This is a genomic window from Antribacter sp. NEAU-D49 (genome assembly GCF_057158775.1).
Genome location: NZ_JBXTSN010000017.1, coordinates 54930 through 79671, shown reverse-complemented (window position 1 = coordinate 79671; position 24742 = coordinate 54930). Strand labels below are relative to the sequence as shown.

Annotated in this window: 27 protein-coding genes; 9 read left to right on the top strand and 18 right to left on the bottom strand. The window is 74.3% G+C overall.

Annotation, left to right across the window (positions count from 1 at the left end):
* Nucleotides 1-66 precede the first annotated feature (66 nt).
* The gene (locus AC060K_RS14275) at nt 67-993 is read left to right on the top strand and encodes an RNA polymerase sigma-70 factor (RefSeq protein ID WP_483766062.1); all 927 of its coding nucleotides are present in this window, start codon (nt 67-69) and stop codon (nt 991-993) included.
* A gap of 14 nt (nt 994-1007) precedes the next feature.
* On the opposite strand, the gene AC060K_RS14270 is transcribed toward AC060K_RS14275, so the two are convergent.
* The 3 genes from AC060K_RS14270 to AC060K_RS14260 all read right to left on the bottom strand — a co-directional run bounded on the left by AC060K_RS14270 (nt 1008) and on the right by AC060K_RS14260 (nt 3619).
* On the bottom strand, nt 1008-1748 hold the full coding sequence (locus AC060K_RS14270) for an SDR family oxidoreductase (RefSeq protein ID WP_483766061.1): 741 nt from the start codon (nt 1746-1748) through the stop codon (nt 1008-1010).
* 85 nt (nt 1749-1833) lie between these two features.
* Nucleotides 1834-2556 carry a VIT1/CCC1 transporter family protein gene (locus AC060K_RS14265; RefSeq protein ID WP_483766060.1) on the bottom strand — a complete coding sequence of 241 codons (723 nt, stop codon included), beginning with the start codon at nt 2554-2556 and terminating at the stop codon, nt 1834-1836.
* Between the two features lie 76 nt (nt 2557-2632).
* The gene (locus AC060K_RS14260; RefSeq protein WP_483766059.1) at nt 2633-3619 is read right to left on the bottom strand and encodes an ArsR/SmtB family transcription factor; all 987 of its coding nucleotides are present in this window, start codon (nt 3617-3619) and stop codon (nt 2633-2635) included.
* An 89-nt stretch (nt 3620-3708) separates the two neighbouring features.
* Between AC060K_RS14260 and AC060K_RS14255 the strand changes: the two genes are divergently transcribed.
* Nucleotides 3709-4902 (top strand): MFS transporter, encoded by a 1194-nt coding sequence (locus AC060K_RS14255; RefSeq protein ID WP_483766058.1) that lies wholly within the window; start codon nt 3709-3711, stop codon nt 4900-4902.
* A 65-nt stretch (nt 4903-4967) separates the two neighbouring features.
* On the opposite strand, the gene AC060K_RS14250 is transcribed toward AC060K_RS14255, so the two are convergent.
* Nucleotides 4968-5624: a hypothetical protein gene (locus tag AC060K_RS14250; RefSeq protein ID WP_483766057.1), complete on the bottom strand. Its 657-nt coding sequence runs from the start codon at nt 5622-5624 to the stop codon at nt 4968-4970.
* A 348-nt stretch (nt 5625-5972) separates the two neighbouring features.
* Between AC060K_RS14250 and AC060K_RS14245 the strand changes: the two genes are divergently transcribed.
* Nucleotides 5973-7235 (top strand): GNAT family N-acetyltransferase, encoded by a 1263-nt coding sequence (locus AC060K_RS14245; RefSeq protein ID WP_483766056.1) that lies wholly within the window; start codon nt 5973-5975, stop codon nt 7233-7235.
* Nucleotides 7236-7247: 12 nt separating this feature from the next.
* Here the strand turns inward: AC060K_RS14245 and AC060K_RS14240 are convergent, their stop codons facing one another.
* Nucleotides 7248-8192: a proline dehydrogenase family protein gene (locus AC060K_RS14240; RefSeq protein WP_483766055.1), complete on the bottom strand. Its 945-nt coding sequence runs from the start codon at nt 8190-8192 to the stop codon at nt 7248-7250.
* Between the two features lie 85 nt (nt 8193-8277).
* Here AC060K_RS14240 and AC060K_RS14235 point away from each other — a divergent pair, with 85 nt between their 5' ends.
* The gene (locus AC060K_RS14235; RefSeq protein ID WP_483766054.1) at nt 8278-8946 is read left to right on the top strand and encodes a hypothetical protein; all 669 of its coding nucleotides are present in this window, start codon (nt 8278-8280) and stop codon (nt 8944-8946) included.
* A 25-nt stretch (nt 8947-8971) separates the two neighbouring features.
* On the top strand, nt 8972-9433 hold the full coding sequence (locus AC060K_RS14230) for an HtaA domain-containing protein (protein WP_483766053.1): 462 nt from the start codon (nt 8972-8974) through the stop codon (nt 9431-9433).
* An 80-nt stretch (nt 9434-9513) separates the two neighbouring features.
* Here the strand turns inward: AC060K_RS14230 and AC060K_RS14225 are convergent, their stop codons facing one another.
* The 3 genes from AC060K_RS14225 to AC060K_RS14215 are packed head-to-tail and all read right to left on the bottom strand — an operon-like array spanning nt 9514 to nt 10740.
* On the bottom strand, nt 9514-9891 hold the full coding sequence (locus tag AC060K_RS14225; protein ID WP_483766052.1) for a VOC family protein: 378 nt from the start codon (nt 9889-9891) through the stop codon (nt 9514-9516).
* A gap of 28 nt (nt 9892-9919) precedes the next feature.
* Entirely contained in the window at nt 9920-10273 is a 354-nt protein-coding gene (locus AC060K_RS14220; protein WP_483766051.1) for a hypothetical protein, read from the bottom strand.
* Nucleotides 10270-10740 carry a hypothetical protein gene (locus AC060K_RS14215; protein WP_483766050.1) on the bottom strand — a complete coding sequence of 157 codons (471 nt, stop codon included), beginning with the start codon at nt 10738-10740 and terminating at the stop codon, nt 10270-10272. The genes AC060K_RS14220 and AC060K_RS14215 overlap by 4 nt, the downstream gene beginning before the upstream one ends.
* A gap of 87 nt (nt 10741-10827) precedes the next feature.
* Between AC060K_RS14215 and AC060K_RS14210 the strand changes: the two genes are divergently transcribed.
* Nucleotides 10828-11454 (top strand): class I SAM-dependent methyltransferase, encoded by a 627-nt coding sequence (locus tag AC060K_RS14210; RefSeq protein ID WP_483766049.1) that lies wholly within the window; start codon nt 10828-10830, stop codon nt 11452-11454.
* A gap of 57 nt (nt 11455-11511) precedes the next feature.
* Here the strand turns inward: AC060K_RS14210 and AC060K_RS14205 are convergent, their stop codons facing one another.
* Nucleotides 11512-12474, bottom strand: a complete 963-nt coding sequence (locus AC060K_RS14205; RefSeq protein ID WP_483766048.1) for an LLM class F420-dependent oxidoreductase — start codon at nt 12472-12474, stop codon at nt 11512-11514.
* A gap of 99 nt (nt 12475-12573) precedes the next feature.
* Here AC060K_RS14205 and AC060K_RS14200 point away from each other — a divergent pair, with 99 nt between their 5' ends.
* Together AC060K_RS14200 and AC060K_RS14195 are read left to right on the top strand one after the other, a co-directional pair.
* Nucleotides 12574-13119: a GNAT family N-acetyltransferase gene (locus AC060K_RS14200; RefSeq protein ID WP_483766047.1), complete on the top strand. Its 546-nt coding sequence runs from the start codon at nt 12574-12576 to the stop codon at nt 13117-13119.
* A gap of 9 nt (nt 13120-13128) precedes the next feature.
* The gene (locus AC060K_RS14195) at nt 13129-13821 is read left to right on the top strand and encodes a hypothetical protein (protein WP_483766046.1); all 693 of its coding nucleotides are present in this window, start codon (nt 13129-13131) and stop codon (nt 13819-13821) included.
* Nucleotides 13822-13831: 10 nt separating this feature from the next.
* Here AC060K_RS14195 and AC060K_RS14190 read toward each other — a convergent pair whose 3' ends face one another.
* On the bottom strand, nt 13832-14380 hold the full coding sequence (locus tag AC060K_RS14190; protein ID WP_483766045.1) for an AAA family ATPase: 549 nt from the start codon (nt 14378-14380) through the stop codon (nt 13832-13834).
* A 112-nt stretch (nt 14381-14492) separates the two neighbouring features.
* On the opposite strand from AC060K_RS14190, the gene AC060K_RS14185 reads away from it, so the two are divergent.
* The gene (locus AC060K_RS14185) at nt 14493-16931 is read left to right on the top strand and encodes a beta-galactosidase (RefSeq protein WP_483766044.1); all 2439 of its coding nucleotides are present in this window, start codon (nt 14493-14495) and stop codon (nt 16929-16931) included.
* 10 nt (nt 16932-16941) lie between these two features.
* On the opposite strand, the gene AC060K_RS14180 is transcribed toward AC060K_RS14185, so the two are convergent.
* From AC060K_RS14180 to AC060K_RS14145, 8 genes are all read right to left on the bottom strand, one after another.
* Nucleotides 16942-17673 (bottom strand): phosphotransferase, encoded by a 732-nt coding sequence (locus tag AC060K_RS14180; protein WP_483766043.1) that lies wholly within the window; start codon nt 17671-17673, stop codon nt 16942-16944.
* A 23-nt stretch (nt 17674-17696) separates the two neighbouring features.
* The gene (locus AC060K_RS14175) at nt 17697-19259 is read right to left on the bottom strand and encodes a hypothetical protein (protein WP_483766042.1); all 1563 of its coding nucleotides are present in this window, start codon (nt 19257-19259) and stop codon (nt 17697-17699) included.
* Between the two features lie 47 nt (nt 19260-19306).
* Complete coding sequence (locus AC060K_RS14170; RefSeq protein ID WP_483766041.1) at nt 19307-19933, bottom strand: hypothetical protein; 627 nt, start codon at nt 19931-19933, stop codon at nt 19307-19309.
* Entirely contained in the window at nt 19930-20670 is a 741-nt protein-coding gene (locus AC060K_RS14165) for a MerR family transcriptional regulator (RefSeq protein ID WP_483766040.1), read from the bottom strand. Before AC060K_RS14165 ends, AC060K_RS14170 begins: the two co-directional genes overlap by 4 nt.
* A gap of 131 nt (nt 20671-20801) precedes the next feature.
* The gene (locus AC060K_RS14160) at nt 20802-21764 is read right to left on the bottom strand and encodes a DMT family transporter (protein ID WP_483766039.1); all 963 of its coding nucleotides are present in this window, start codon (nt 21762-21764) and stop codon (nt 20802-20804) included.
* Between the two features lie 272 nt (nt 21765-22036).
* Nucleotides 22037-22492 (bottom strand): nitroreductase/quinone reductase family protein, encoded by a 456-nt coding sequence (locus AC060K_RS14155; protein WP_483766038.1) that lies wholly within the window; start codon nt 22490-22492, stop codon nt 22037-22039.
* 126 nt (nt 22493-22618) lie between these two features.
* Nucleotides 22619-23605, bottom strand: coding sequence for a nuclease-related domain-containing protein (locus tag AC060K_RS14150; RefSeq protein ID WP_483766037.1), 987 nt, complete (start codon nt 23603-23605; stop codon nt 22619-22621).
* Between the two features lie 130 nt (nt 23606-23735).
* The gene (locus tag AC060K_RS14145; protein ID WP_483766036.1) at nt 23736-24638 is read right to left on the bottom strand and encodes a M23 family metallopeptidase; all 903 of its coding nucleotides are present in this window, start codon (nt 24636-24638) and stop codon (nt 23736-23738) included.
* Between the last annotated feature and the right edge of the window lie 104 nt (nt 24639-24742).

Below are 24742 nucleotides of genomic sequence, written 5' to 3'. Positions count from 1 at the left end.
CCGAACTGCCGATCACACGGACCCGGGCCGGGCCGGACAGCCGGGCCCGGGCGTAGGCTCGGCGCGATGACTGCCGGCGCCCCCACCGACCTCGACGACGCCGCGGAGGTCTTCTCGACCGTCCGCCGCCGGCTGTTCGGTGTCGCGTACCGCATGCTCGGCTCCGTGACCGAGGCGGAGGACGTGGTCCAGGAGACGTGGATCCGCTGGCAGACGACCGACCGGGCGGCGGTCCGCAACCCGCACGCGTTCCTCACCACGACCGCTACCCGGCTGGCGATCAACGTGCTGCAGAGCGCCCGGGCGCGCCGCGAGACGTACACCGGGCCGTGGTTGCCGGAGCCTGTCGATACCAGCGCGGACCCGACGCTCGGCGCCGAGCGGGCCGAGGCGCTGGACGTGGCGCTGCTGGTGCTGCTGGAGCGGCTGACCCCCACGGAGCGTGCCGCGTACGTGCTGCGCGAGGCCTTCGACTACGGGTACGGCGCCATCGCCGATGTGCTGCAGACCTCCGAGGCGGCCGCGCGCCAGCTCGTGAGCCGAGCCCGCAAGCACCTCGCCGCGGGCCGCCGGCACACGGTGAGCACCGAGGCGCGGCGCGCGCTCCTCGACGCGTTCCTCGCGGCTGCCCGAGCGGGCGACGTCGCCCGGCTCGAGAGCCTGCTCGCCGAGGACGTCGAGAGCTGGTCCGACGGCGGCGGTGCGGTCCGCAACGTGTCGCGCATCCCCGTCGTCGGGCGGGTGCGGGTGGCCCGCTACCTGCACGCGTTCGCGGAGCGCTTCTGGCCGGGCGTGGAGACGCAGCCGCTGGAGGTCAACGGCGGCACGGCCGACGGCCTGTACCGGGACGGCGAGCTGTTCGCCGTCGTGACTCTGCAGGCCTCGGACCGGGGCGTGGAGCAGATCCACTGGCAGATGAGCCCGGCCAAGCTGGAGCCGCTCCGGCGCGGCGCCGGCCACCTGCCGGAGCAGGGCGGCCCGCACCGCGCCTGAGCCGGTGCCCTGTCTCAGCCCTGGGTGGCCCGCCACTCCGCATAGGTGATCTCGCCCAGGCGGGCGGCTCCTGCGGGGACGAGGGCGCCGTCGTCGAGCACCGCGCCGAAGTAGGTCGCGGTGGGGTCGGTGCGCACCTCACGAGGATCGGCGTGCGACGCGAGGTCGGTACGGACGATCTCGTCGAAGCCGAACACCTCCGGCCCGGCGATCTCCACGGTCGCGGCCAGCGGGGCGCCGGACGCGACCTCGGCGACGATCCGGGCGACGTCGGCCGACGCGATCGGCTGGAAACGCACCGGCGGCATGTGGACCACGCCGTCGACGGTCGCGGAGTCCGCGATCCGGCCGAGGAACTCCAGGAACTGCGTGGACCGCACGATCGACCACGAGGACCCGGAGGACCGGACCAGGTCCTCCTGCGCCACCTTCGCGCGCATGTACCCGGAGTCGATGGCGTCGGCGCCCACGATCGAGAGGATCACGTGGTGCTGCACACCGGCCGCGGCCTCCGCGTCGAGCAGGTTCTTCGTCGACGTGCGGAAGAAGCTGGTCGCGTCCTCCTCGGTGAACGACGGCGAGTTGCTGAGGTCCACGACCACCTGGGCACCCTCCAGGGCCTCGGCCACCCCGGCGCCCGTGAGGGTGTCGACGCCGGTCTGGGGGGAGGCGGCGACGACGTCGTGCTCCTGCTCGAGGTTCTTGACCACCTGGCTGCCGACGAGGCCGGTCCCGCCGATGACGACGATCTTCATGGGGTGCTCCTTCGTTGCTCACGACGTGCCGGTCGGCCCGTCACGAGTACGACCGGGAGCACCCCGGATCTGTGACGGTTGTCCGCTACACCACGCCCGCGGTGCCCAGCAGGGAGCCGATCGCGAACGTGGCACCGAGCGCCAGCGCGCCACCGATCACCACCCGGAGGGTGGCCCGGAGCCGCGGGCTGCCGCCGATCCAGGCGGCGGTGGCGCCGGTCGCGGCGAGCGCGGCCAGCACCACGACGAACGTCACGAGCACCTTGGCGGGCTCGGGGACCACGAGGATGGCGACGAGGGGCAGGACCGCGCCCGCTGTGAACGCGACGGCGGAGGCGACGGCCGCGTGCCAGGGGCTCACGACGTCGTCGGCGTCGATGTTGAGCTCGGCGTCGAGGTGGGCGGCGAGCGCGTCGTGCGCGGTGAGCTCGGTGGCGACCTGGCGTGCGGTCGCGGGGGAGAGGCCCTTGGCCTCGTAGAGCGCGGTGAGCTCGGCCAGCTCCTCCTCGGGCATCTCGGCGAGCTCGCGCTCCTCCTTGGCGATGAGCGCCTTCTCGCTGTCGCTCTGGCTGCTCACCGACACGTACTCGCCGAGCGCCATGGAGATGGCGCCACCGACGAGGGCGGCGAGGCCCGCCGTGAGGATCGCGGCGTGCTGGGAGGTGGCTCCGGCGACGCCGACGACGACGGCCGCCACGGACACGATGCCGTCGTTCGCGCCGAGCACCCCGGCGCGGAGCCAGTTGAGCCGCTGGGCGAGACCCGCCGCGTGCGGTTCGCCGGTGTGGAGCTGGGCGTCGGTGGTCATGTCTCCAGCCAACCAGGGCGGAGGGGCCATTTCCAGCGAGGGCAGCCTTGCCTCAGCGGTGCGGCCCGGGCCGCGGTCAGCCCAGCGGGCTCACGAGGGCGTCGGCCGTCGCCGTGCGGGCGTAGAGCACGGAGCGCCCGGCGCGGTGGGCGCTCACCAGGCCGGCGTCGCGCATGGCCGTGAGGTGCTGGGAGGCGCCGGCCGCCGTGAGGCCCGCCCGTTGCGCGAGCTGGGTCGTGGAGGCGGGCGAGTCGAGCTCGGCGAGCAGGACGGCGCGGCTGCGGCCCAGGACCGCGGCGAGGGTGTCGATCCGCTCGGCGGGCTGCGGCGACCAGACGGTTCCCGCACCCAGGGCGGGGTAGGCGAGCTGGGGCGGGTCGGGCGGGACCGAGCGGGTCAGCACCCGGTCGCGGACGAACACGGACGGCACCAGCACGAGGCCCGGGCCCGAGCCGGCGCGGGTGACGCGGCAGCTGCGGCGTACCAGGTTGAGGGACCCTTCGTCCCAGCGGACGCTGTCGTGCAGCTCGTTGAGGACGTGGGCCGCACCGAGCCCGGCCACGGAGCGGGCCCGCTGGAACACGTCGGCCTCCAGGACCGTCCGGATACGTGACCACCAGGGTGCGATCGCGAGCCCCCAGTAGCGCTCCACCTCGCCGGCGACCTGCTCCAGGGTGGCGGCGGGGTCGGCGAGCAGCGCGGCCCGGCGTCCGGCGGGCAGCCCGCCGTGCCGCTCGAGCTCGTCGACGTCGGCCTCCAGCTGCGCCGCCGAGGAGGCCCGTACCGCGTCGAGCTCGTCGGCGAGGGCCGGGAACGCCGTCGTGGGCAGCGGGTTGAGCAGGTCGGCGAGGAAGCTGTCCGCCGGGATCAGGTCCGCGAGGCGGCCGACGTCGAGCCCGGCCGACCGGACGAGCGGACGCACGCGGGTGGCCCACCGGTCGTACGGGGCGGGGACAGCCGACAGCCGCAGGAGCCGGAAGCTCGTCACCACCTCCCACATCGGGGACACGGCGAAACGGGTGCGCGCCACGTCGTCGGCGGTGAAGGGGACCTGGACGTCCATGTGCGCTCCCTGGTGACTCGGGCGGGCGGTTCGATTCAGCCCCACCTTAATCATTCGGTCCGAGGGTGAGGCGCCCGCAGGCTCGCGGCATGCTCAGCTCCTACCGCGGACTCCCGCCCGTCGTGTGGACCGTCTTCGCCGGCACGGTCATCAACCGTCTCGGGTTCGTCGTGGTCCCGTTCCTCGTCTTCTTCCTCGGCGACCGGGGGATCGCCGACACCACCATCCCCGTCGTCCTCGGCGCGCTCGGCGTGGGCGGGCTCGTGGGCCCCGTCGTCGGCGGGTACCTGGCCGACCGGGTCGGCCGCCGTGCCACGCTCCTCGTCTCGCTCCTCGGCGCGGCCGCTGCGCTCGGCCTCCTCTACGTCGCGCCCGGCGCGTGGCCCATGGCCGCGGCCGCGCTCCTGCTGGGCTCCGCGTCGTCGGCCGGGCTCCCGGCCGCGAGCTCGATCGTCGTGGACGCCACGCCGCCCGAGCTGCGCCAGCGGGCGTTCGCCCTGCAGTACTGGGGCGTGAACCTCGGCACGGCCGTGGCCGGCGTGCTGGGCGGCTTCCTCGCCGAGCGGGGGTACGGGCTGCTCTTCGCCGTCGATGCCGCCACTTTCGTGGTCTTCGCGGTCCTCGTGGTGCTGCGGCTGCCGAACCTGCCGCGCCCGGTGTCCGACGGCGCCTCCGGCGTCGGGTACGGCGTGGTGCTCCGCGACCGGCTGATGCTCGTGCTGCTCGTGGTCCTGGGCGCCCAGCTGTTCGTCTACTCGCTCACCGAGTCGGTGCTGCCGCTCGCCGTGCGCGACGCCGGCCTGCCGCCCAGCGTCTACGGCATCCTCGCGGCCGTGAACGCCGTCGTCGTGGTGCTGCTGCAGCCCTGGGCCGCGGCGCGGGTGGCGCACCTGCCGCAGCTGCCGACGCTCGCGGCGGCCGGCCTGCTCATCGCGGCGGGCGTGGCCGCCACCGGCCTGGCGCGGACGCCGCTCGTCTTCGCGCTCACGGTGCTGGTCTGGTCGGTCGGCGAGGTCGTGGCGGGAGGCCAGGCGGCGTCGGTCGTCGCGAACCTGGCGCCCGCGCACGCCCGCGGCCGCTACCAGGGGGCCTTCCAGTGGACGTGGGGCGTGGGCCGGTTCGCCGCCCTCACCGTCGGCGTCGCCCTGCACACCAGCGGGGCGGCGGTGTGGTGGCTGAGCCTCGCCGTCGGCGTGGTCTCGTCGGTGGCCCTGCTGCTCCTGCGCGGCCGGATCGAGCGGCGGCTCACGCTGCCCGCCGTCGAGCCCGCCGCGAGCAGGTAGCTGTTCGCCCTCTGAGCGCGAGACGGGGAACAGCTGCCTGGTCGCCGACCCGCCGTCGGCCGGGGCTAGCGGCCCAGCACGAGCATCTCGTCCGCGCCCCGCTGGAACTCGTACGGCACGCGCCGACGCTCCGCCGTACGACCCTCCGCCCGGAACCGCTCGAGGAGGCGGGGGAGGAACGGCACCGGCTCACCGGTGCCCTGGAGCACGAGGGGGAAGACCCGCACCTCGCCCGCCACGCGCAGCAGGTCGGTGAGGGCGGCGTGGTGCCAGGCCTCGTCGAAGGTGTCGTCGGCCCAGGTGAACAGGAGGTGGGAGCAGACAGCGAGGTCGAAGGCGTCGTCGGCGAAAGGGAGCGTGGGCAGTTCGCCCGGGACGTAGGTGCCGGGGTGCGCGGTGAGGTCGGCCAGGAACGCCTCGCGCGCCTCGTCGCGCAGCGTCTGACGGCCCTCCGGGGAGCCGTACCAGTCCCACGTGAACCGGTCGGCGTGGGTGTCGATGATGGCGGTCCCGCCGGACACCGACCCCTCCACCGCCGCCCGGAGCACGTCCCGGTCGGCGTACGCCGGGTCGACGGCGGTGACGGCCCCGTCGCCCGCGTTCACCGCGGCGGCGAAGCCGGACGCGCCCGCGGAGCAGTCGAGGATCCGGCGGGTGAGGTCGGCGTCGGTCAGCCCGAGGAAGGCGCGGTACTCGGTGGCATGGCGTGAGGTGACCAGCATGGGAGCACGTTAGGGCAGCAGGTCCACGGCCCGGTGGCTGTCTCGGACCGTGGCGCCGCCTCGGCGGCTTGCCTACCCGCCCAGGGCTGTGAGACGGCCGGTGAGGAAGGACCGCTCGGCCTCGTTGCGGGTCAGGTCCACCGCCTGCCGGTACGCCGCGGCGGCTTCCTCGGCGCGGCCGAGCCGTCGCAGCAGGTCGGCCCGGACGGCAGGACTGAGCCATGACGGGTTCCTCTCGTGGTGGTCCGGTCCTGCCCGTCACCTGTCCGTCGAACGGCCGGCCGGAGATCGACACCGGGAGCGGATATCAGTGTGCGCGCCGAGCCCACGGGTGGCCACACTGGGCACGTGACGACCTCTGAGCTCCCCGGCGGCCTCCTGCTGCGCACCGCTCGCCCCGCCGACCTCGACCAGATCGGGGCGCTGCTGGTGGAGCGCGGCGAGGAGGGGGACGACGTCGACCACCGCCTCGTGGTGCAGGACCCCGACGCGGGCTGGGAGAGCTCCGCCGTGGTGGTCGACGGCGACCGCGTCGTGTCCACCGCGACGCTCCTCGACGAGACGGTGCGGGTCGACGGCGTCACGCTCCCCGCCGGCCAGGTCGAGCTCGTCGCCACGGCCACCGACCACGAGGGGCGCGGCCACGTCCGGGCGCTCATGGCGTGGGCCCACGAGCGCTCGCGGGCGCGAGGCCACGTGGTGCAGGTCATGATCGGGATCCCGTACTTCTACCGCCTGTTCGGCTACGAGTACGCGGTCGACATCCCCAGCGCGCGCGACCTGGTCGACCCCCCTCGGCCCGGTGCGGTGGGCCCCGACGGCGGTGCTGGTGCGGCTCCCGACGGCGCCTCCGCGGCCGGCGCGCTCCGCCCGGCGACCCCCGCCGACCTCCCGGAGCTGGCCCGGCTCCAGGACGCGGCGCAGGCGCCCTACGACGTGGCGGTGCCGCACCCGCTTCCGCGACGCCGCTGGCTGCTGGAGCACGGCGGCAGCACCACCTGGGTGCTCGACCGCGACGGCGCGCCGGTCGCGACCGCGCGGGCCCGGATCGACGACGACGCGGTCCTCGTGGCGGAGACGGCGGCCGACGACGACGCCGCCGCGGACGCCCTCCTCGCGGGTCTCGTCGCCCGGTACCCGGACCGGCCGCTGCGGATCGTCCACCGGCCGCTGACCGTCCCGGGCCGCCGGTGGGAGCCGCGCCTGGGCCCTGCCCGCGACGAGCCCGAGCAGTACTACGTCCGCGTACCGGACGAGGGCGCGCTGCTCGAGGCTCTGCGCCCGGTCCTGTCGGCCCGGCTCGCGGCCTCGGGGCTCGACCGCACGGGCCGCGACGTCGTGGTGTCGACGTTCCGGAGGCACCACCGCCTCGCCGTGACGCCCGAGGGCCTGGGCCCGGTCCGCACCGGCGGCGCACTCCAGAGCCCCGGCGCCGCGGGTGGCTGCGGCGTGGCGCCCGACGCGCTCGGCCCGCTGCTGTTCGGCCCGTACGGCATCGCGGGCCTGGCCCGCCGCCGGCCCGACGTCTACGCGGGCGCCGACGCAGAGCTCATGGCTGCGCTCTTCCCGCCCCGCACGGCCGACCTGCTCACCTACTACCTGCCCTGGTGACCGGAGCCGCGGTCAGCGCAGGTCCGCCAGGGCGGCCAGCACCCGGGCCTCCGGGTCCTCCGCGATGCGGTTGAGCACGTACAGCCACCACTCGCCGCCGAAGACCACGTACTCGCGTGTGCGCAGACCGTCATGGTGGAGCTGGTCCAGCAGCTCCGTGCCCAGGCCCAGGAGCATCTCGAACTCGACTCCCGGCTCGGCGAGCGCGGCGCCGTGCCGCTCGCGCAGCGCGGTGACCAGGGTCGCGTCGTGGGTGGCGATCGCGAGCGGATGGCGGGCCTGCAGGAGCCGGTCGGCGAGCGAGAGGTAGGCGGCGGCCAGCTCCGTGGTGTCCCGGCGGAGCGCCACGTCGTCGGGCTCCAGGAACGCACCCTTGACCAGCCGCACGGGGCCTGGCCGGAGCAGTACCCGCCGCAGGTCCTCCGGGGTACGGTGCAGCCGCGCCTGGAGCGTGATACCCACGTGGTCGAACTCCGCCGACAGTGCCTCATGGAGGTCGAGGACCAGGTCCGTCCGGTCCGAGCCCTCGGCCGAGATCATCAGCGCGGTGCCGAGGTCGGCGGTCGCGGCGGCCAGCTCGCGCGCGTGGGCGAGCCCCAGGTCCCGGGACACGAGGGCGCCCACATGGGTGAGGTCGAACGAGACGGTCGACGGGAGACCGTCGGCCCGGACGGCCTCGATCAGGTCGAGGAAGACGTCGGTCTCGCGCCGGGCCGTCGCCGCGTCCCGGATGCTCTCGCCGACGTACTCGATGCTCGGGGCGTGGCCACGCGCGAGGCCGGCGCGTGCCGTCGCGATCGCGTCCGTGGTGGTCTCGCCCGCGGTGTAGCGCCGGGCGACCCGGGCGGCTGCCGCCGCGAGGGCAGGCGTCGACATCACCTTCTGCTTCAGGTCCTCGTCCAGGGCCCACGCGCGGAGCGTGTCAGCGGCGAGCTGGTGCTGGGTGTCGGTGTCCACGCTCCTGGATGCTAGGGGACCCGTTCGGGCGAGGAGCGGTCTGGTCGCTCTGCGAGCGCGGGCCGCCCGTGGCACGGTGTGCGGCATGGCAGGACCGTTGCGGTACGCGGGCACCGCGGCCGCCTGGACGGCGGGACTCGTCCTCGCCGGTGTGCTCGGGGCGGCGGCTGCCCTGCGGCGCGGCCGCCCGCTGCACCCGCGGGGCACCGCCCTGACCGGCACGCTGGAGCTCGTGGACGACGCGGGCGCGCCGGGCGCGGGTGAGCTGGGCGCCCCGGTCCGCCGGGACGTCGTCGTCCGCATCTCCCGCGGCGGGGGCCTGCCCCCGCCCTGGCCGGACGTGGCGGGCCTCGCCATACGGTGGTTCGACGGCGACACGCCGCAGGACCTGCTGCTCGCCTCGACCGGGCTGAGCCTGATCGGGCGGTACGTGCTGCAGCTGCGGCTCTCGACGCCGGCCGGAGCCTTCAGCACGATCATGCCGCTCCGGTCCCGCGAGGGTCCCGTGGTGCTGGGGGCGCGGACGGCGGCCTACCCGGTGATCGAGCTGCTCTCGGCGACGCCGGCCGGGCCGTGGCGGCACCTCGGCCGGCTCACCCTGGGGGAGGCGGTCCCGGGCTCCCCACGGTTCGACCCGACGGCGAACGTACCCGGCGGGCTCGGTACCTACCGGTGGGAGGACCTGCTCCGCGCCCGGGCCTACGCGGCCGCCCGGCGCTGGGGCCGATCGACTGCGTCGAGCGGTGACCAGTAGAGTCGTGCCATTCCAAGGAGGAGAAATGGCGCATCTCGACTGGGCCGTCAAGGCCAGCCTGATCATGTACGTGGCGGGTGCCCCGGGCGGGCGGCTGGCGGTGGAGGGCGTCAGCGGTTCCGGCCCCGACTTCCACTTCCCCCTCGACACCGACCGGGTGCCCGCGCCCACCGCCGACGACACCTGGTTCGCCTTCACGGGCACCGTCCGGTTCATCGGCCACTTCGGGTCCTACGTGGGCCAGATCGCGCAGGCCGAGGTGACGCAGCGCGGTGACGACTGGGAGCTCTCCATCGTCGACGACGGCGCGGACGAGCGGACCGCCGCCTTCCGGCTGGCCGGGGCGCCTGTCCGCGAGGGCACGCGCCTCTCGTGGGAGGTGGTGGAGCTCACCGCCGACGGCGCCACGTTGTTCGGCGGGTCCTACCCCGAAGGCACGCGTTTCGAGCCGCTGGCGATCGAGCTGGGCGAGACGCCCGCCGCCTAGCCTCTCAGTTGTGGGTATGGCTGTGGCGACAATTCCCTGCTGAACTGTCGCCACAGCCATACCCACAACAGGGGATCGGGTCAGGCCGGCGGCTGGATGAGGTCCCACGGCATGCCGTAGAGGTCCTCGAAGACCGCGACCGTGCCGTACGCCTCGTGCCGCGGCTCCTCGCGGAAGCGCACGCCGCCCGCGAGCATGCGGGCGTGCTGGGCGGCGAAGTCGTCGGTCTCCAGGAAGAACGCGACGTCGCCCCCGGCCTGGCGGCCCACAGCGACGTCGTCCGTGGCGAGAGCCAGCACGAGGCCGGTCCCGCCCTCCGCCGGGCCGACGACGACGCGGCGCCACCCCGACTCGAAGGTGTCGTCCTGCCGGACGGCGAAGCCCAGGACGTCGACGAAGAAGCGGAGCGCCTCGTCGTGGTCGCGGACGAGGTAGGTCACGTCGGAGAGTCGCAGCACCCGCTGATCCTAGGTGCCGCGATATTCGTCAGTCGGTCACCTTCGGGTGTGAGGTGGACGCGTACTTGATCCAGCAGGTTCGCGCGTCGTGATCGACGAGGTACCAGATCCGGCCTCCGGACGTGACCTCGTACTGCCACTGCGGCAGGACGAGACCGTTGTGTGTGCCTGTCGAGAGGCTGCCTTTGAGGGGATGCTGGCGATGGTTCGCCGGCTCGGGGCAGGGGTTGCGTTCGAGTGCGTCGAACGCCGTCCGCGTGTTCGACGGGGCTTGTCGGCAGAGCTCCTCCCAGCCCTTGGCCGCGTCGTTCGTCGCGAACCGTAGAGTGAATCCATCGCCGTGTGGCGGGGGAGCGGCACGGTCTCCGCGCTTGGCACTCACCCGTCGCTCGGTCGTGGGACGGGACCGAAGTCGCCACGGTCTTGCCTCGTCAAGGCCTGACGGATCTCGGGGTCGGCATAGACCTCGGCGGTGTGCTGCCATTCGGTGAGTACCTGGGACACCGCGGCGGTATTGCCGAGGGCTGTGGCTGCTTCCGCAGCAGCGATGAACTCCTCCGTCATGGCGTCAGCGTCCGGCTGAGGCAGGAATCGCATCCAGGGAAGGGTCGCGGGAAGCGCCTCGCGAAGGACCTGAGGGTCCACCTGTGCAACGCGTGCGAGCAGGCGCGCAGTGAGGTGGACGACGACCGACTCCGACTCGGCGCGTTCCGCGGACATGAGGACCAGGTCGCCGGCGTCGCGACGGCGTAGCCGTACGGCCCGCGTGCGGCTCAGCCGCTCAGCGGTCTCTGCGGGGTGTCGGAGCAGCTCCGAGAAGGGGACGGAGTCCAAGGGCAGCGCGCTCATACTTCAACACTAGTTCTGAACTCACCGTCCGGCAATGGGGCGGTCGCCGCGCACCTGCCCACAGCAGCGACGCTAAGGTCAAGACCCATGACGCGTGATCCCTTCTGGAACCACAACACGCACTTTCACCCCGAGATCGTGCGTCACGCTGCCGGGGCCCAGAGCGCCCTCGACGTCGGCTGCGGGGAAGGCCTGCTCACGCGCCGTCTGGCGGCGGCGGGCGTGGCCAGGGTGGTCGGCCTGGACCTCGACCCGGCAGAGGTCGCCCGCGCGGAGGCGCTGGCCGACGGCGACCCGCGCCTCACCTACGTCGCGGCCGACGTGCTCGCCGGCCACGACGCTGGCCGGCAGGGCGGTGCCGCCCACGACCTCGGCACGTTCGACCTCGTCGCGTGCGTCGCCACGCTCCACCACCTGGACCTCGCGAAAGGGCTCGCCGTGCTCCGCGACCTCGTCGCACCCTGCGGTGTCCTGATGGTCGTGGGCCTGTCTCGCCCGGGGTCTGCCCTGGACCTGGCGTACAGCCTGGTCACCGTGCCCGTCTCCGCCGTCGCCCGGGCGTTCCGCGGCAGCTGGGAGCACGGCTCGCCCGTGGCCGACCCTGCGGAGACCTTCGACCAGGTGCGTCGAGCGGCGGGCGAGGTGATGCCGGGAGCCAGGGTCCGGCGTCGGCTCTACTGGCGCTACACGCTCGAGTGGCGCCGGCCCGCCTGACCGCCGGCCCGCCTGACCGCCTGACCGGCGGCTCCGGCGCCGCCCCGACGCGCCCCCTCAGAGCTTCCGCACCCGCTCCAGCAGCGGCCCGGCCGCCTCGGCGAGGAAGCGGTCCTGGTTCTCGTCGCCCACCTGCACGATCGCCAGGTCGGTGAACCCCGCCTCGACGAACGGCCGCGCGCTCTCGGCGAGCTTGTCGAGGTCCGGCCCGCACGCGATCGAGGACGCGACGTCCTCGGGCCGCACGAACTGCGACGCGCCGGAGAACCCGGCGGGCGTCGGCAGGTCGGCGTTGACCGACCACCCGCCGCCGAACCAGCGGAACTCCCGGTGGGCCCGCTCGACCGCCTTCTTCTCGTCCGGGTCCCAGCACACCGGCACCTGCCCGATCACCCGGGAGCCGCCGGGGTGCTTGGCGGTCCAGCCCTGCACCACGTCGGCGTCGGGCTGCACCTGGATCAGGTGGTCGGCCAGCGGTGCGAACCGTTCGACACCCTGTGCGCCGGAGACGGCGACGCCGAGCTGGACGGCGACGTCGGGCACGTCCCAGAGGCGTGCGGAGTCGACGCGGAAGTGCTGGCCTTCCCAGGTGACGAGCTCGCCGGTGAGGAGCTCGCGGATGATGTGCACGGCCTCCTCGAGGAGGTCGTGCCGCACGTCGATGCTGGGCCAGCCCTCGCCGATCACGTGCTCGTTGAGGTTCTCGCCCGCCCCGAGACCGAGGGTGAAGCGGCCGTCGGCGAGGAGCTGGAGCGTGGCCGCCTGCTGGGCGACGACGGCGGGGTGGTAGCGCATCGTCGGGCAGGTCACGTAGGTCATGAGCTCGACCCGGCTCGTCGCCTGCGCCACCGCGCCGAGGAGCACCCAGGCGTTGGGTGCGTGCCCCTGCTCGGTCAGCCACGGGCTGAAGTGGTCGCTCGAGACCTCGAAGTCGAAGCCGGCCTCCTCGGCTGCCACGGCATACCGCAGCAGCTCCCGCGGTCCGCTCTGCTCGGTCATGAGCGTGTATCCGACGTGCATGTCCGCTCCTCTCCCGTGCCGGTCGGTGCATCCCTTCCGACGCTAGGCAGGACCGGGTGCCACTCGCGCGGCGGGCGGCCCGGATGGTTCGCTGGGGGAGTGGACCCCGTGCTGACCGACCGCCTGACCCTCCGCCGAGTCACTCCTGCCGACGCCGCAGCCTTCCTCTCCTGGCGCTCCCGTCCCGACGTCGTCACGTACATGTACCAGCCACCATGGACCGAGGAGGTCGCCCGCCAGAAGCTCACGAGCTGGACGGACGCGCCGTTCGAGCAGACCGGCGACGCGCTCGTGCTGGCGGTCGAGCGACGCGACGAGCCGGGTGTGATCGGCGAGGCCCTGCTCAAGTGGGCGGCGGGCGCGCGTCAGGTCGAGGTGGGCTGGGCCCTGCACCCGGACGTGCGGGGTCAGGGCTACGCGACCGAGGCGGCCCGCGGGCTGCTCGGCCTCGCCTTCGGCACCTTCGGCTTCCACCGTGCCTTCGCGCGGGTCGACGAGGAGAACACCGCCTCGGTGCAGGTGTGCGAGCGCCTCGGCATGCGGCTGGAGGCTCGCCTCGTGGAGAACGACCTGCGCGACGGCGCGTGGGCCACGGAGGTGGACTTCGCGATCCTCGCCCGTGAGTTCGGCGCTCCCCTCGGCTAGGGTTCCAGCATGGACGACCCCGGGGTTCGCGCCCTCCGACTGGCCGGTGCAACCTGGGACGACGACGCCGAGGCGGGTGCCTGGCTCCGCGACCGCCTCACGGAGCTGAGCGCCCGCGTGGGCGGGGCGGTCCCGGACGGGTACGAGGCGTACGCCGTCGTGCCGATCTCGCCCCGGGTGGTCGACGCCGACGAGCCGTACGCCCCGCACGCCTGGCTCGACGCGCTGCTCGACGTCCTCGGCCCCGCCACCGGCGACCAGCCGGTGCACTGCGGCACGTGGGAGGGCTGGGGCGCGTTCTTCGACGCGGGCGAGGACCCTGGCACGGCGCCGGGCATGGACATCATGTTCGCGGGCGACGAGGACGCGACGGCGGAGGAGATCGAGCGGGTGACGGCCGAGGGTCGCGCGTACCTCGCCCGGGTGCGGCCCCAGCGGCCCGACGCCGAGCCGCTCGCCCTCCCGGACCGCCGGTACCACCTCTGGACCGGTCCGCTCCGGTCCGTCGGCGCGCTGAACGAGCTGACCGACCCGCCGTCGCTGGTCTGGCCCGACGACCGGTCCTGGTTCCTCGGCGTGCCGATCTACACGCTGGAGGCGGCGCTGGGCGGCCCGGCCTCGCTGATCGAGCAGGTTCTCGCCGACCCCCGGCTGGGCGCGCGCCGGGCGGACCGCTCGACCGAGCTCGACCTCGACGACTGACGCGCTGCCCCTAGCTCTCGGCCGCCACCTCGAACCGTGACCGGCCCTGCTCGACTGCGTCGACGATCCGGTCGGCCACCGTCGCGAAGCCGTCGGGTGCGTCGGTGAGCACGAACCCGGGCGCCCCGTCGTCGACCTCGCGGGCGAAGTCGTCGTACAGGTGCCGGGCCGCACCGAGGTCCGTGAACTCGTGCCCCTCGCGGGTGGCCACCCGGTGCAGGCACGTCTCGAGCGGCGGCAGCAGCACTACGTAGTCGATCACCGGCAGCCCCGTCGCCCGGGCGAACCCGGGCAGGAACCAGGGGCCCACGACGCCGTCGTACACCACCGTCATCCCGCCCGCCGCGAACCGGCCGGCGGCGGCGCTCGCGGCGAGCACCGTCGTCTCGTTCTGGGCGTGCGCCTCCGGGAGCCAGGGCGCCACCGCGCCGCGGCGGAGGAACCGGAAGAACGCGTCGCCCTCCACGAGGACGCTGGGTTCCCAGCGGTCGGCGAGGGCGGCGGCGATGGTGGACTTGCCGGACCCGGGCGGCCCGGTGACGACGAGGAGGCGCGGCACGAGGCGATGCTGGCAGGGCCGGCGACGCATGTCCACGGGATTCTCCCGGGACTGGGACCGTGCACAGTCTGCGCTTAGGCTGAGCCCGCACATGCCGCCTCGAAGGAGACAGATGACCCCCGACGCCTTGAAGCGCCCCGCCCGCACCCTCCGCGCGGCGCACCCGGAGCCCGAGCGGCGCGGCCACCTCGCGGTCGGCGACCCGCAGGGCGCTGCGAGCCGCATCGAGGTGACGAGCCGGTGGCTCGAGCGTGACGGCCGGCCGTGGTTTCCCGTCACGGGCGAGATCCACTACTCGCGCATCCCGCGCGAGCGCTGGTCGGAGGTCCTGGGGCATGCGGCCGCGGGCGGGCTCACGTCGGTCGCCTGCTACGTGTTCTGGCAGGCGCACGAGCCCTCCCCGGGCGACTTCCGGTGGGACGGCAACCTCGACCTCCGAGGGTTCGTGGAGCTGGCCGCGCGCCACGGGCTGGAGGTCGTCGCCCGGATCGGCCCGTGGGCGCACGGCGAGGCCCGGCACGGCGGGTTCCCCGACTGGCTCGTCGAGAGCGGCATCGCGACCCGCACCGACGACGCCGCGTACCTGGCGCGGGTCCGGCTCCTGTACGGGCAGATCGCCGCGCAGCTCACGGGCCTCACGCACGCGGACGGCGGCCCCGTCGTCGGCGTCCAGGTGGACAACGAGCTCTACGACCAGCCGCAGCACCTCGCGACCCTGCGCGAGATCGCGGAGGGGTTCGGCCTCCGGGTCCCGGTCTGGACGGCGACCGGCTGGGGCGGCGCGCAGGTCCCCGAGACCCTCCTGCCGGTGTACTCCGCCTATGCGGAGGGCTTCTGGGAGGAGTCCGACACGGAGTGGGCGCCGTTCGCGGCCTTCCACTTCCGGTACAGCGCCGTCCGCGACGACCTCACCGTCGGGGCCGACCTCCGCGAGGCGCTCGACGGCATCGTGCTCGACCCGGACGCCGTGCCGCTCAAGGACGACTCCCTGGTGCCCTTCGCCATGTGCGAGCTCGGTGGCGGCATGCACGTCGCCTACCACCGCCGGCCGCTCGTCACCGGCCGCGACGTCGACGCCGTCGGCCTCGCCAAGATCGGCAGCGGCTCGGTGTGGCAGGGCTACTACATGTACGCGGGCGGCACGCAGCGCGTGGGCCCCACCGGTCCGGAGCAGGAGTCGCACGCCACCGGCTACCCCAACGACGTGCCCGCTCTCACCTACGACTTCAACGCCCCCGTGGGCGAGCACGGCCAGGTCCGGCCGCACCACCACCTCCTGCGGCGACGCCACCTCTGGCTGCACGCCGAGGGCCACCGCCTCGCCACGATGGCGCCGCAGGTGGGCGGCGGCAGCGAGGACCCGGCCGAGCTGCGCTGGGCCGTCCGGTCCGACGGCCGCAGCGGCTACCTCTTCCTCACCACCTACCAGCCCGCCCAGCGCCCACTGCCCGCGCAGGACGGCGTCCAGATCACCGTCACGTTCGACGACGCCGAGGTCACCGTCCCCACCCGGCCCGTCGACCTCCCCACCGGGCTGACCACCGTCTGGCCGCTGCGGTACCGCCTCGCGGACGACCTCGTCCTGCGCAGCGCCACCGCCGAGGTGGTCACGCGCCTCGCGGACGAGTCGGGCCAGGTCGTGGTCCTCGCCGCGGCCGACGGCGTCCCGGTCGAGCTCGTGATCGAGGGCCAGGTCCCGGTGGGTGGCGCGGGCCGCGCGGAGGTGTCCGACCCCAGGGGCCCCCGCGAAGTACCGCAGCGCAGCGAGGACACTTCGTGGGGAGAGGGCGGGGCCACCGTCGTCCGGCTCGCCGTCGAGCCCGGACCTGCCTGCGTGGTGGAGCTGCCGGGCGTGCGCGTCCTCGTGCTCGACGCCGCGAGCGCGAACCGCCTCTACCGGCTCGACGTGGCCGGGCGTGAACGTCTCGTCCTCTCCGACGCCCCGGTGTATGCGGAGGACGGCGGCCTCGTGGTGCACACGTCCGAGCCGGTGTGCACGGTGGCGCTCCTGCCGCCGCCGGCTGGGCTGACGGCCGACGGCACGCCCGTCCGGGCCGCAGCACCGGACGGCCCCTGGCACCGGTGGACGGTCGCCGTCCCCTCCGCGGGCACCCGCACGCTCGCCTCAGGGCTGGCGCCCGTGGCCCCGGCCCCGCCCGAGCCGGTCCGCGGCGGCCCGATGCACCGCCTCAGCGCGCCCACGGACTTCTCCGGGGCGGCGTCGGTGGCCGTGGACGTCCCGGCGGACGCGCTCGCGGGCGTGGACCGCGCGCTGCTGAGAGTCCGCTGGACGGGCGACGCAGGCCGGGCGTTCGTAGGGGAGCGGCTGGTCGGCGACCACTTCTGGCACGGACGGGAGTGGGACGTGGACCTCACCCCGCACGCGGCCGAGGTGGCCGAGCACGGCGTCCGGCTGGAGCTGCTGCCGTGGCGGGCCGCGACCGGCGTGTGGGTGGACCCGACGGTCCGTCCGGCGTCGGACGGCCTGACCGTCGAGTCGGTGGACGTGGTGCGCGTGGCCCGGGTGCGCCTGGAGGCGACGGCGGGCTGAGCGCCCGGGCCTATGCGGCCGCGAGCCGGGCGGCGTCGCGCCGGTACATCGCCGCGTGGTCCAGGAGCTCGGGCCGTGCCGTTGCCCGGGCGTGCTCCTCCGACCAGTCGGCGAGGTCGAGGAGCCGCCCGGCCGCCGCCTGGAGCACGTCGCCGGCGCTGATCCCGGCGTCGGACCCGTACGCCGCCAGGAGGCGGTCGAGCCGCGCGTGCGGGTCGAGCCCGGCGGGCGGTGAGGCGTCCTCCCCGTACGGGCAGATGCGGTAGGCGAGGTACGCCAGGTCGCGGACGCGCGGACCCGGGGCGGCCATGTCCACGTCGATGAACCCGGCGAGCCGGCCGTCGGCGTAGACCATGTTGTACGGCGCCACGTCGTTGAGGCAGACCACCTCGGCGGGCTCGTGCGCGGGCAGCCGCCACGTGGAACCGTCGCGGGGGAAGCCGGCGCTCGCGTCGTGCCAGCGGCGCAGGAGCGTGGCCGCGTCGGTGAGGAACGCCTCGTCCCAGACCCAGTCGGGCTGGGGCCAGCCGCCCACCTCCCCGGGCAGGTACGAGAGCACCTCGCGGCCCTGGTCGTCGATCCCGAGCGGCGCCGGGACGCCGTCGACCCCGTGGGCGCGCACCCAGGCCAGCAGGGCGTGGATCGTGGGGGTCCACGGCCCCGCGGTGCGCCGCACCGTGTCGCCGACCCGCACCACCGAGCTGACGTTGCCGCCGTCGAGCGCCTGTTCATCCGGTCCCATGACGGTCAGCGTAGGGGTGCTGGTCAGCCCAGGCCGCGCAGGCCTACCGCCGACTCGTTGCCCGCCGTCACCAGGTGCCCGGCCACGGCGAACGGGATGTCGGGGCCGAGATCTCCGGACCACAGGACCTCACCGGTCCGGACGCCGATCCCGAACGCCGCGTACCCGGACGGGTTGCCGACCGTCGCGCCGCGGTCGTAGACGAGCATCGCCAGCCTCCCGTCGGTGAACGCGTTCAGCGCGGAGACGCCGCCGAGCACCACGGTGGTGCCGTCGGTGAGCGTCACCTCGTCCGGGACGGGCCAGGTCCACAAGGTCTCGCCCCCGACCAGCTCCACCGCCCGGACCGTCCTCCGGTCCTGCTCCTCGACGATGACCACACCGTCGGCGACCACCAGGACCTGGGTGTTGACCGCCGTGCTGACCGGTACCACGGCACCGTCGGGAAGGTGGGCGTCCAGGGACTCGCCGCTCGTCGTGAAGAAGACGTCGCTGCTGCGGTCCGTCGCGACAGGGAACGTGGGATACCCGGTCGCCTCGCGCAGCACCGCCCCGTCCCGGCCCAGGACCTCGACCCGCGTGCGCGCGTCCCCACCCTCCGGCCCCTGGTGGACCCGGAAGCGTGTCCCGTGGGCCTCGTAGACGTACGAGCCGGCGGGCTGGGCCAGCTCGTCGCCGTCCGGCGCGAACGCGGCGTCGATGCCGCACCCGGTGACCCGGACAAGGTGCTCCCGCACCACGACCTCGAGGTCGTCGTGCACCAGGACCGCTCGCGCCGCCGAGGGCCCTTCGAGGACGTTGCACCCGTGGAGCGTGCCGTCGTCGTCCACCGGGGCATCGAACCGGACGGTGCGCTCCCAGCGTGGCGTGCCCGTGGTCGCGTCCTCGAGGCGGACCACCACGTCCCGGCCGTCCAGGTGCCCGCCCGCGGGGAGACGGCACGAGCCGCTGTCGTCGCAGGCGACCTCGGGTGCGGGCACGGCCGGTCCGACGCGCTCGGCGCGCAGCAGGCTCCCGTCCGGGCCGGGCTGCGGTGAGCCGGTGCGGTCGGCGAGCGGGCGCGAGGCCTCCAGGACCCCGCCCGCCCCCACGACGAGCACATCCGACCCGTCGAGGCACACCAGCGGGCCGACCGTGCGCAGCCGGTCGAACCAGAGCATCGCGTCCCCGCAGTCGACGGTGGCGCCCGCCTCCAGGCTCCACCGCACCTCGCCGGTGGCGGGGTGCACGCCGTCGAGGCCGTCGCGGTCGCGGGTGACCAGGAGCCCGTCCAGCACGGCGACGGGCTCCAGCACGTCGTCGATCCGCCACCGAAGCTCCGGCAGGGTCTCGAGCGAGAGCACCCCGCCCGGGATCGCCGCCAGCGCCTCCCGCCGGTCCCGCTCGCGGGCTTCGCCCGCGGCCACCGCGGCGACGGCGACCGCCACGCCCACGATCACGACGGGCACGAGCACCGTGCGGTTCTGTCGAGCCCAGCGGGCCGCTCCGCCCGACGGCGCCGCGGCCGGCTCCGGCAGCACCTCGGCCTGCGCGCGCTCGTCGACGAGCTCGAAGGTGTAGGCGTCGTCGCCCGGGCGGTGGGCCATATCGGCAGGGTAACTCTCTGTCCGTCCGCTCGGGAGCGCGCCCGGCGTCAGCCTCCCGTGGGGCCCGCGACGGCTCGCTCCCCGGCGCGGAGGGCGTCGAGGAACGACGCCGGGTCGTCGGCGAAGAAGCGGATCGAGCGGACCTCTGCGCGCCGGCCGAAGGGACGGGTGACGGTCAGCGGGCCGGTGAGGTCGAGCACGAGGTTGGTCTGCGCGGACACGATGACGGCGAGCTCGTCGCCGTCGACCACGACCAGGCCCTCCTCGCTCAGGTTCCGGACCCGCCGCGCCTCCGCGACGAGCGGGCGGGGGACCCGGACGTCGAGGTAGGAGCCGTACCGCAGCCGCACCTCGTCCGCCGAGACCACGTGTGGTCGCGTGGCGCAGGCGGCGATCAGCGTCAGCACCAGAAGGACTCCGTACAGGTCGATCACCAGCACGACGACCCGGACGGCGTCGGGCACCCCGAGGGCTCGTAGCAGGAGCTCGATGCCGGCCGCCTCAGCGACCATCGCGACGAGGAACGCCAGCATCATGGGGTTCTGCTCGCGCGCGTAGGTGACGACCGTCGCACCCGGCGGGACCCCGTGGCGCCGTCGGGCCGCCCAGAGGCCGAGGCTGGCGAGGCCGCGGAGCTCCCCCGCCACGAGACGACGCAGCCAGGCGGGGATCATGAGCGCTCCTTCAGGGTCGTGACCAGCCGCTGCAGCACCGCCGTCTGGGCGGGTGACAGCTCCAGCGAGAGCGACGAGAGCCAGCCGCTCACGGCGTCGGGGTCCAGGTCCGCGGCCGCGGCGGCCAGCTCCTCGGGGAGCCGGGCCGCCAGGTCAGTGGCGAGCGGCACGACGCGCGGGTCGTCGGGCCTCGCGTCCGCGAGGTTGTCCAGCCTCGCGTACAGCGCCTCCACCTCGGCCACGGTCCCCGGCTCCGTGAGCGGCCGCAGCATCGCCGCGACACCCTCGCCCTCGCCGCCGGTGTCGACGAGGGCCAGCAGCTCGCGGTCGAAGGCGGCGAACCGGGACCCGCTCGCCGGGAGGGCGCGGAGCACCTCGGCCATCGCGGGCGACACCGTCGAGTCGGGGTGCAGGTCGGCCTCGGCGAGCAGGGCACCGAGGCGGGCCCGGCGCCGGGTGATGCTCTCCTGCTGCCGGGCGAGGTCGGCGTCCAGGTCCTGGAGGACCTCGCGGAGGTCTCGACCCCGCTCGTCGGCCAGGGCGTCGCGCACCTCGTCGAGCGACAGGCCCAGCTCGGTGAGGCGCCGTACCCGCGCCAGGACGACGGCGTCGCGCAGGCCGTACTCGCGGTAGCCGTTGGGCTGCCGCACGGGCTCGGGCAGCAGCCCGAGATGGTGGTAGTGCCGCACGGTCCGGGTCGAGACCCCGACCAGTGCCGCCAGCTCGCCGATTCGCATGGTCCCAGTAGAGACCTTGACGCTGCGGCAAGGTCAAGCGGGCAGCGCTCGCGGGTGTCCTCCGCGCGCGTGACCGGCAGTTCGGTGCGTGATCGGCAGTTCGAACTGCCGATCACGCACCGAACTACCGGTCACACGACTGGAGTGCGCGGGGCGGTCGACAGCAGCCCGATCGTCCCGAGGATGACGACGGTCCCCGCGATCCCCGGCACGGTGAGGCGCTCGCCGAGCACGACCGCCGCGGCCACAGCGGCCGTCACCGGCTCGAGGAGCGTCGCGACCGCCGCCGCGCTGCCCGGCGTGGTGCGCAAGCCGGCGTTGAACAGGGCGTACGCGAGAGCCATCGTGAAGACGCCGAGGTAGACCAGGCCCAGCGCGCCCGGGACGGTCGTCAGCGCGCCGAGCATCCCCGACAGGTCGGCGACGGCCACCAGCGGCACGGCGACCACGGCACCGGCCGCCGTGGTCGCCGTCGTCACCAGGAGCGGGTCGCCCGCCCGCGCGAGCCGGCCCGCCACCGCGACCGTCACCGCGTAGACGGTGCCCGACGCCAGGGCGAGCCCGAGGCCGAGGAGGGGGCGCGGGGCTGCCGGGCCGACGTCGGACGTGGCGACCAGGACCAGCCCCACCACGGCGAGCGCGACCGCGACAAGCTGGGTGAGGCCCGGGCGCATGCCGGACCGCCGTCCGCGGACCGCCTCGGCGGCGGTGAGCAGCACGGGCGCGACGCCCAGCGACACGACCGTGGCTACCGAGACGCCCGCCGAGACGACGGCGCCGAGGTACAGCGCCTGGTACGCGGCCGTGCCCACGCCGACCACGACCACGGCGACGGGCCGTTCCCGGGCGACGGTGACCGTGGCCAGCCGGCGGCGGGTCACGGCCACGGCGACGACGAGGACGGCCGCGGCGAGGAGCGTGCGGTACGCGCTGACCGTCAGGACGGAGAGGGGCACGTGCTCGCGGACGAGCTGGACGGCGAGGCCGCCTGTTCCCCAGAGGACACCGGCGGCGCAGACCTGCAGGAGGCCGGTGCGTGCCGTGGCGCGGGGGCTGGTGAGGGCGCCCGTGCGGGCAGGGGAGGAGAGAGGCATGAGAGCTCCAGGGTGAGACCGGGACGAGGACACCGTTCCCGGGGCACGCCAGGCCGCGGCCGCGCTACCGCGGCTGCTGCCGCGGAGGGGCCGCTCGACGCGCTCCGGTCAGACGACCGGAGGCGGCAGGACGAGGTGGCGGTGCGTCAGGCTCACGCGCCAAGGATGCCACGCGGGCATCGTCCGGGGGCTCCCTGTATGCCCGTGCGCGGCCTGTCGCGTGATCGGTAGTTCGGTGCGGCGCGGGGCGGGGCCGGGCGGCGGCGCGGCGCTCAGTTCTTCGGCTTCAGCCGGATGACCGGCAGCCTCCGGTCGGTCTTCTCCTGGTAGTCGGCGAACTGCTTGGACTCGGCGATGATCCGTGCCCAGGCCTCCTCGCGCTCCGCGCCCTGGAGCTCCTCGGCGACCACGTCGACCGCGCGGCCGCCGAGCTCGACCGTGACCTGGTCCGGGTGCGCGGCGAGGTTGTGGTACCAGCCCGGGTTGGTGGGGGAGCCGCCCACCGATGCGACGACCAGCCACGCGCCGGACGGGTCCGGGAACCAGGCGAGGGGCGACACCCTCTTCTCGCCCGTCTTCCGGCCGACGGTCGTCAGCACCAGGATGTTCATGCCCATCATCGGCCTGGCCGACCGCCGCGCGCGGGGCGCGAGCAGCTTGTTTCCCCAGCGGAAGACCCATCCCGGGATGCGTCTCCCGCGGGTTCCCTTGGGGTACGTGAAGCTCATGAGGCACCTTTCGTCGGAGGTGCGCGTCCGAGGCGAGAGCGCGCAGCACGACCGTAGCGCGCGAGGACATCTCCGCAGGTCTCCCGGCCGGACGACACGAGGACGGTCCCTTCGGGGAGGCGGCGGTCAGGCCGGAGCGGCTCCTGTCCAGGTGGACTCGCGGCGGGCGTGGGCGAAGAGCGCGTCGACGTCGAACTCGCGGATCTCCCGACCGGGATACTCCTGGAGCCACTCCACGAGCTCGCGCGGGGCGAGGGCCGCGACTGGCTCGTCGGGATCGGTCTCCTTCGTCGTGATGGAGGTGACGCCCACGAAGACCAGGATCGGCTGCGCTACGACCCGGATTCCCGTGCCGCCCTTGAGCGTCCCCGATGCCCGTCTGGCCTCGGTGCGAGCGCGCTCCACGATCGGGCTGCCCTGACCCGTCCCGCCGTGCGTCCTCCCGACCCAGACATTCTTGCCCGGGTGGCGCTTGGTGTTGATCGTGAAGACCCCGGTCGGACCGATCACCAGGTGGTCGATGTCCTTGTCCGGATTGGGGTCGACCGGGTCGGGCACCGAGTGGAGCACCCGCCACCGCGGGTCCTTGCGGACGAGCCGGTCGAGCTCCTTGCCGACGATGCGCTCGCCGACCAGACCGACGTGCCACGACTCGCGCCGCTCGGCGCCGGTCAGGGCACGCACGACGTTCTGGAGCCGTGATCGTCCGCGCCGGTCGTCGGCGAGCTTGCGGACCAGGCTGTGCCCGGGCCGGTTCAGGGCGATGTCACGTCCGGCAGGAGGTGCGACCGGTTCGGGAACGCTCGCGACGTCCGCGGGCCCCGGGGACGGCTCGACGGGCTCCTGGGCCGGCTCGACGACCCGTACGCGCTGGAGGGCCCCAGCCTCCTTGGCTGCCCTCCACGCCGCCGCGACCTCCGTGATGAGTGGCTCGTGCTCCACCGAGCCGTGGGGCGGTACCGCGACGGGGCGATCCTCGACGAGGCACCAGTAGCCGAGCTGCAGTCCGTCGGGCAGCCGGACGAAGAGGCGGGGCGTCTTTCCGTAGCCGGGCCAGTGGTTCACGTGTACGACTCGCCCGCCGACGGCGATCTCATAGAGGACAGGTGCCATGAGGCGCACTCTAGGTGTGTGCGCCCGAGTGTGCTCGGCGACGCCGTGATACCGCGCCGGTACGGGCTCGGCCACGCGAACGGGCCCCCGGGTCCGAGAACCGGGGGCCCGCTCCGTCGTCGTCGCTCCGTCAGCCGCAGTGCTCGAACGGGCTGGTGTAGCTGGAGCTGCCGACCGAGCCGCCCCACCTGACGCAGGTGCTCGGCGCCGACCGCTTGACCGGGCCGGCGTAGTACTCGAAGCTCCCCGAGTCGGTGGTGCGGGTCGAGCCCTGCGGCTCGAGGAACGCGGACACCGCCGACGGCGTGCCGATGTTGGTCGACTTCAGCGTGACCACGCAGTTGTTGCCGGTGCTGGCGTTGTACATGAGGTAGACGCGGCCGGCCGTGCCGAGCGCCGCCGAGTCGATCTGCGTGAAGCCGCTCCCGCAGACCTCGCCGGGCGTGTACGGGTTGGCCGAGCCGCACGCGTTCGTGCTCGTGACGGCCTTCTTCTGGCCGAGCGACACGGTCACACCGTCGACGGTCGGGCTGGTGTCGACGGTGCCGGAGGCGTTGCGCTGCTCGTAGTGGAGGTGCGGAGCGCTCGAGCCGCCGGTGGAGCCGACGGTCCCGATCACGGTGCCCTGGCTGACGGACATGCTGCCGCCCGCCGCGCGGACCATCGTGGCGAGGTGGGCGTAGCGGGTCCGGGTGCCGTCGCTGTGGACGATCTCGACCCACTTGCCGTAGCTGGTGCCGCCTGCGTCCCGGAAGGTCGCGGTGCCGCCGGCCGTGGCGCGGACGGTCTCACCGTTGATGGCGTCGCTGCCGTAGGACTGCCAGTCGATCGAGCCGGACGGGTTGTGCCCGCCGGTCCAGTTGTTGGCGTAGAAGGTCTTGCCGCAGTTGAACGGGGACTTGTGCCCGCTCAGCTGGATGCTGACGTCGGCCGAGGCCGGCGACGGGGTCATGGCGAGCGTGAGGGCGACGGCGGCCAGCGCTGCGAGCAGCCAGCGCGTGGAGATCGATCTGACGAGCGTGGTGGTGGTCAACGTGCTCTCCGTTCTGTGGGCGGTACCGGTACGACGAGGCTATGGGTCACCGGTGAACGGAAACATGGGCTGTTCTGACCATTGACCAAACGTTTCTTGACCAT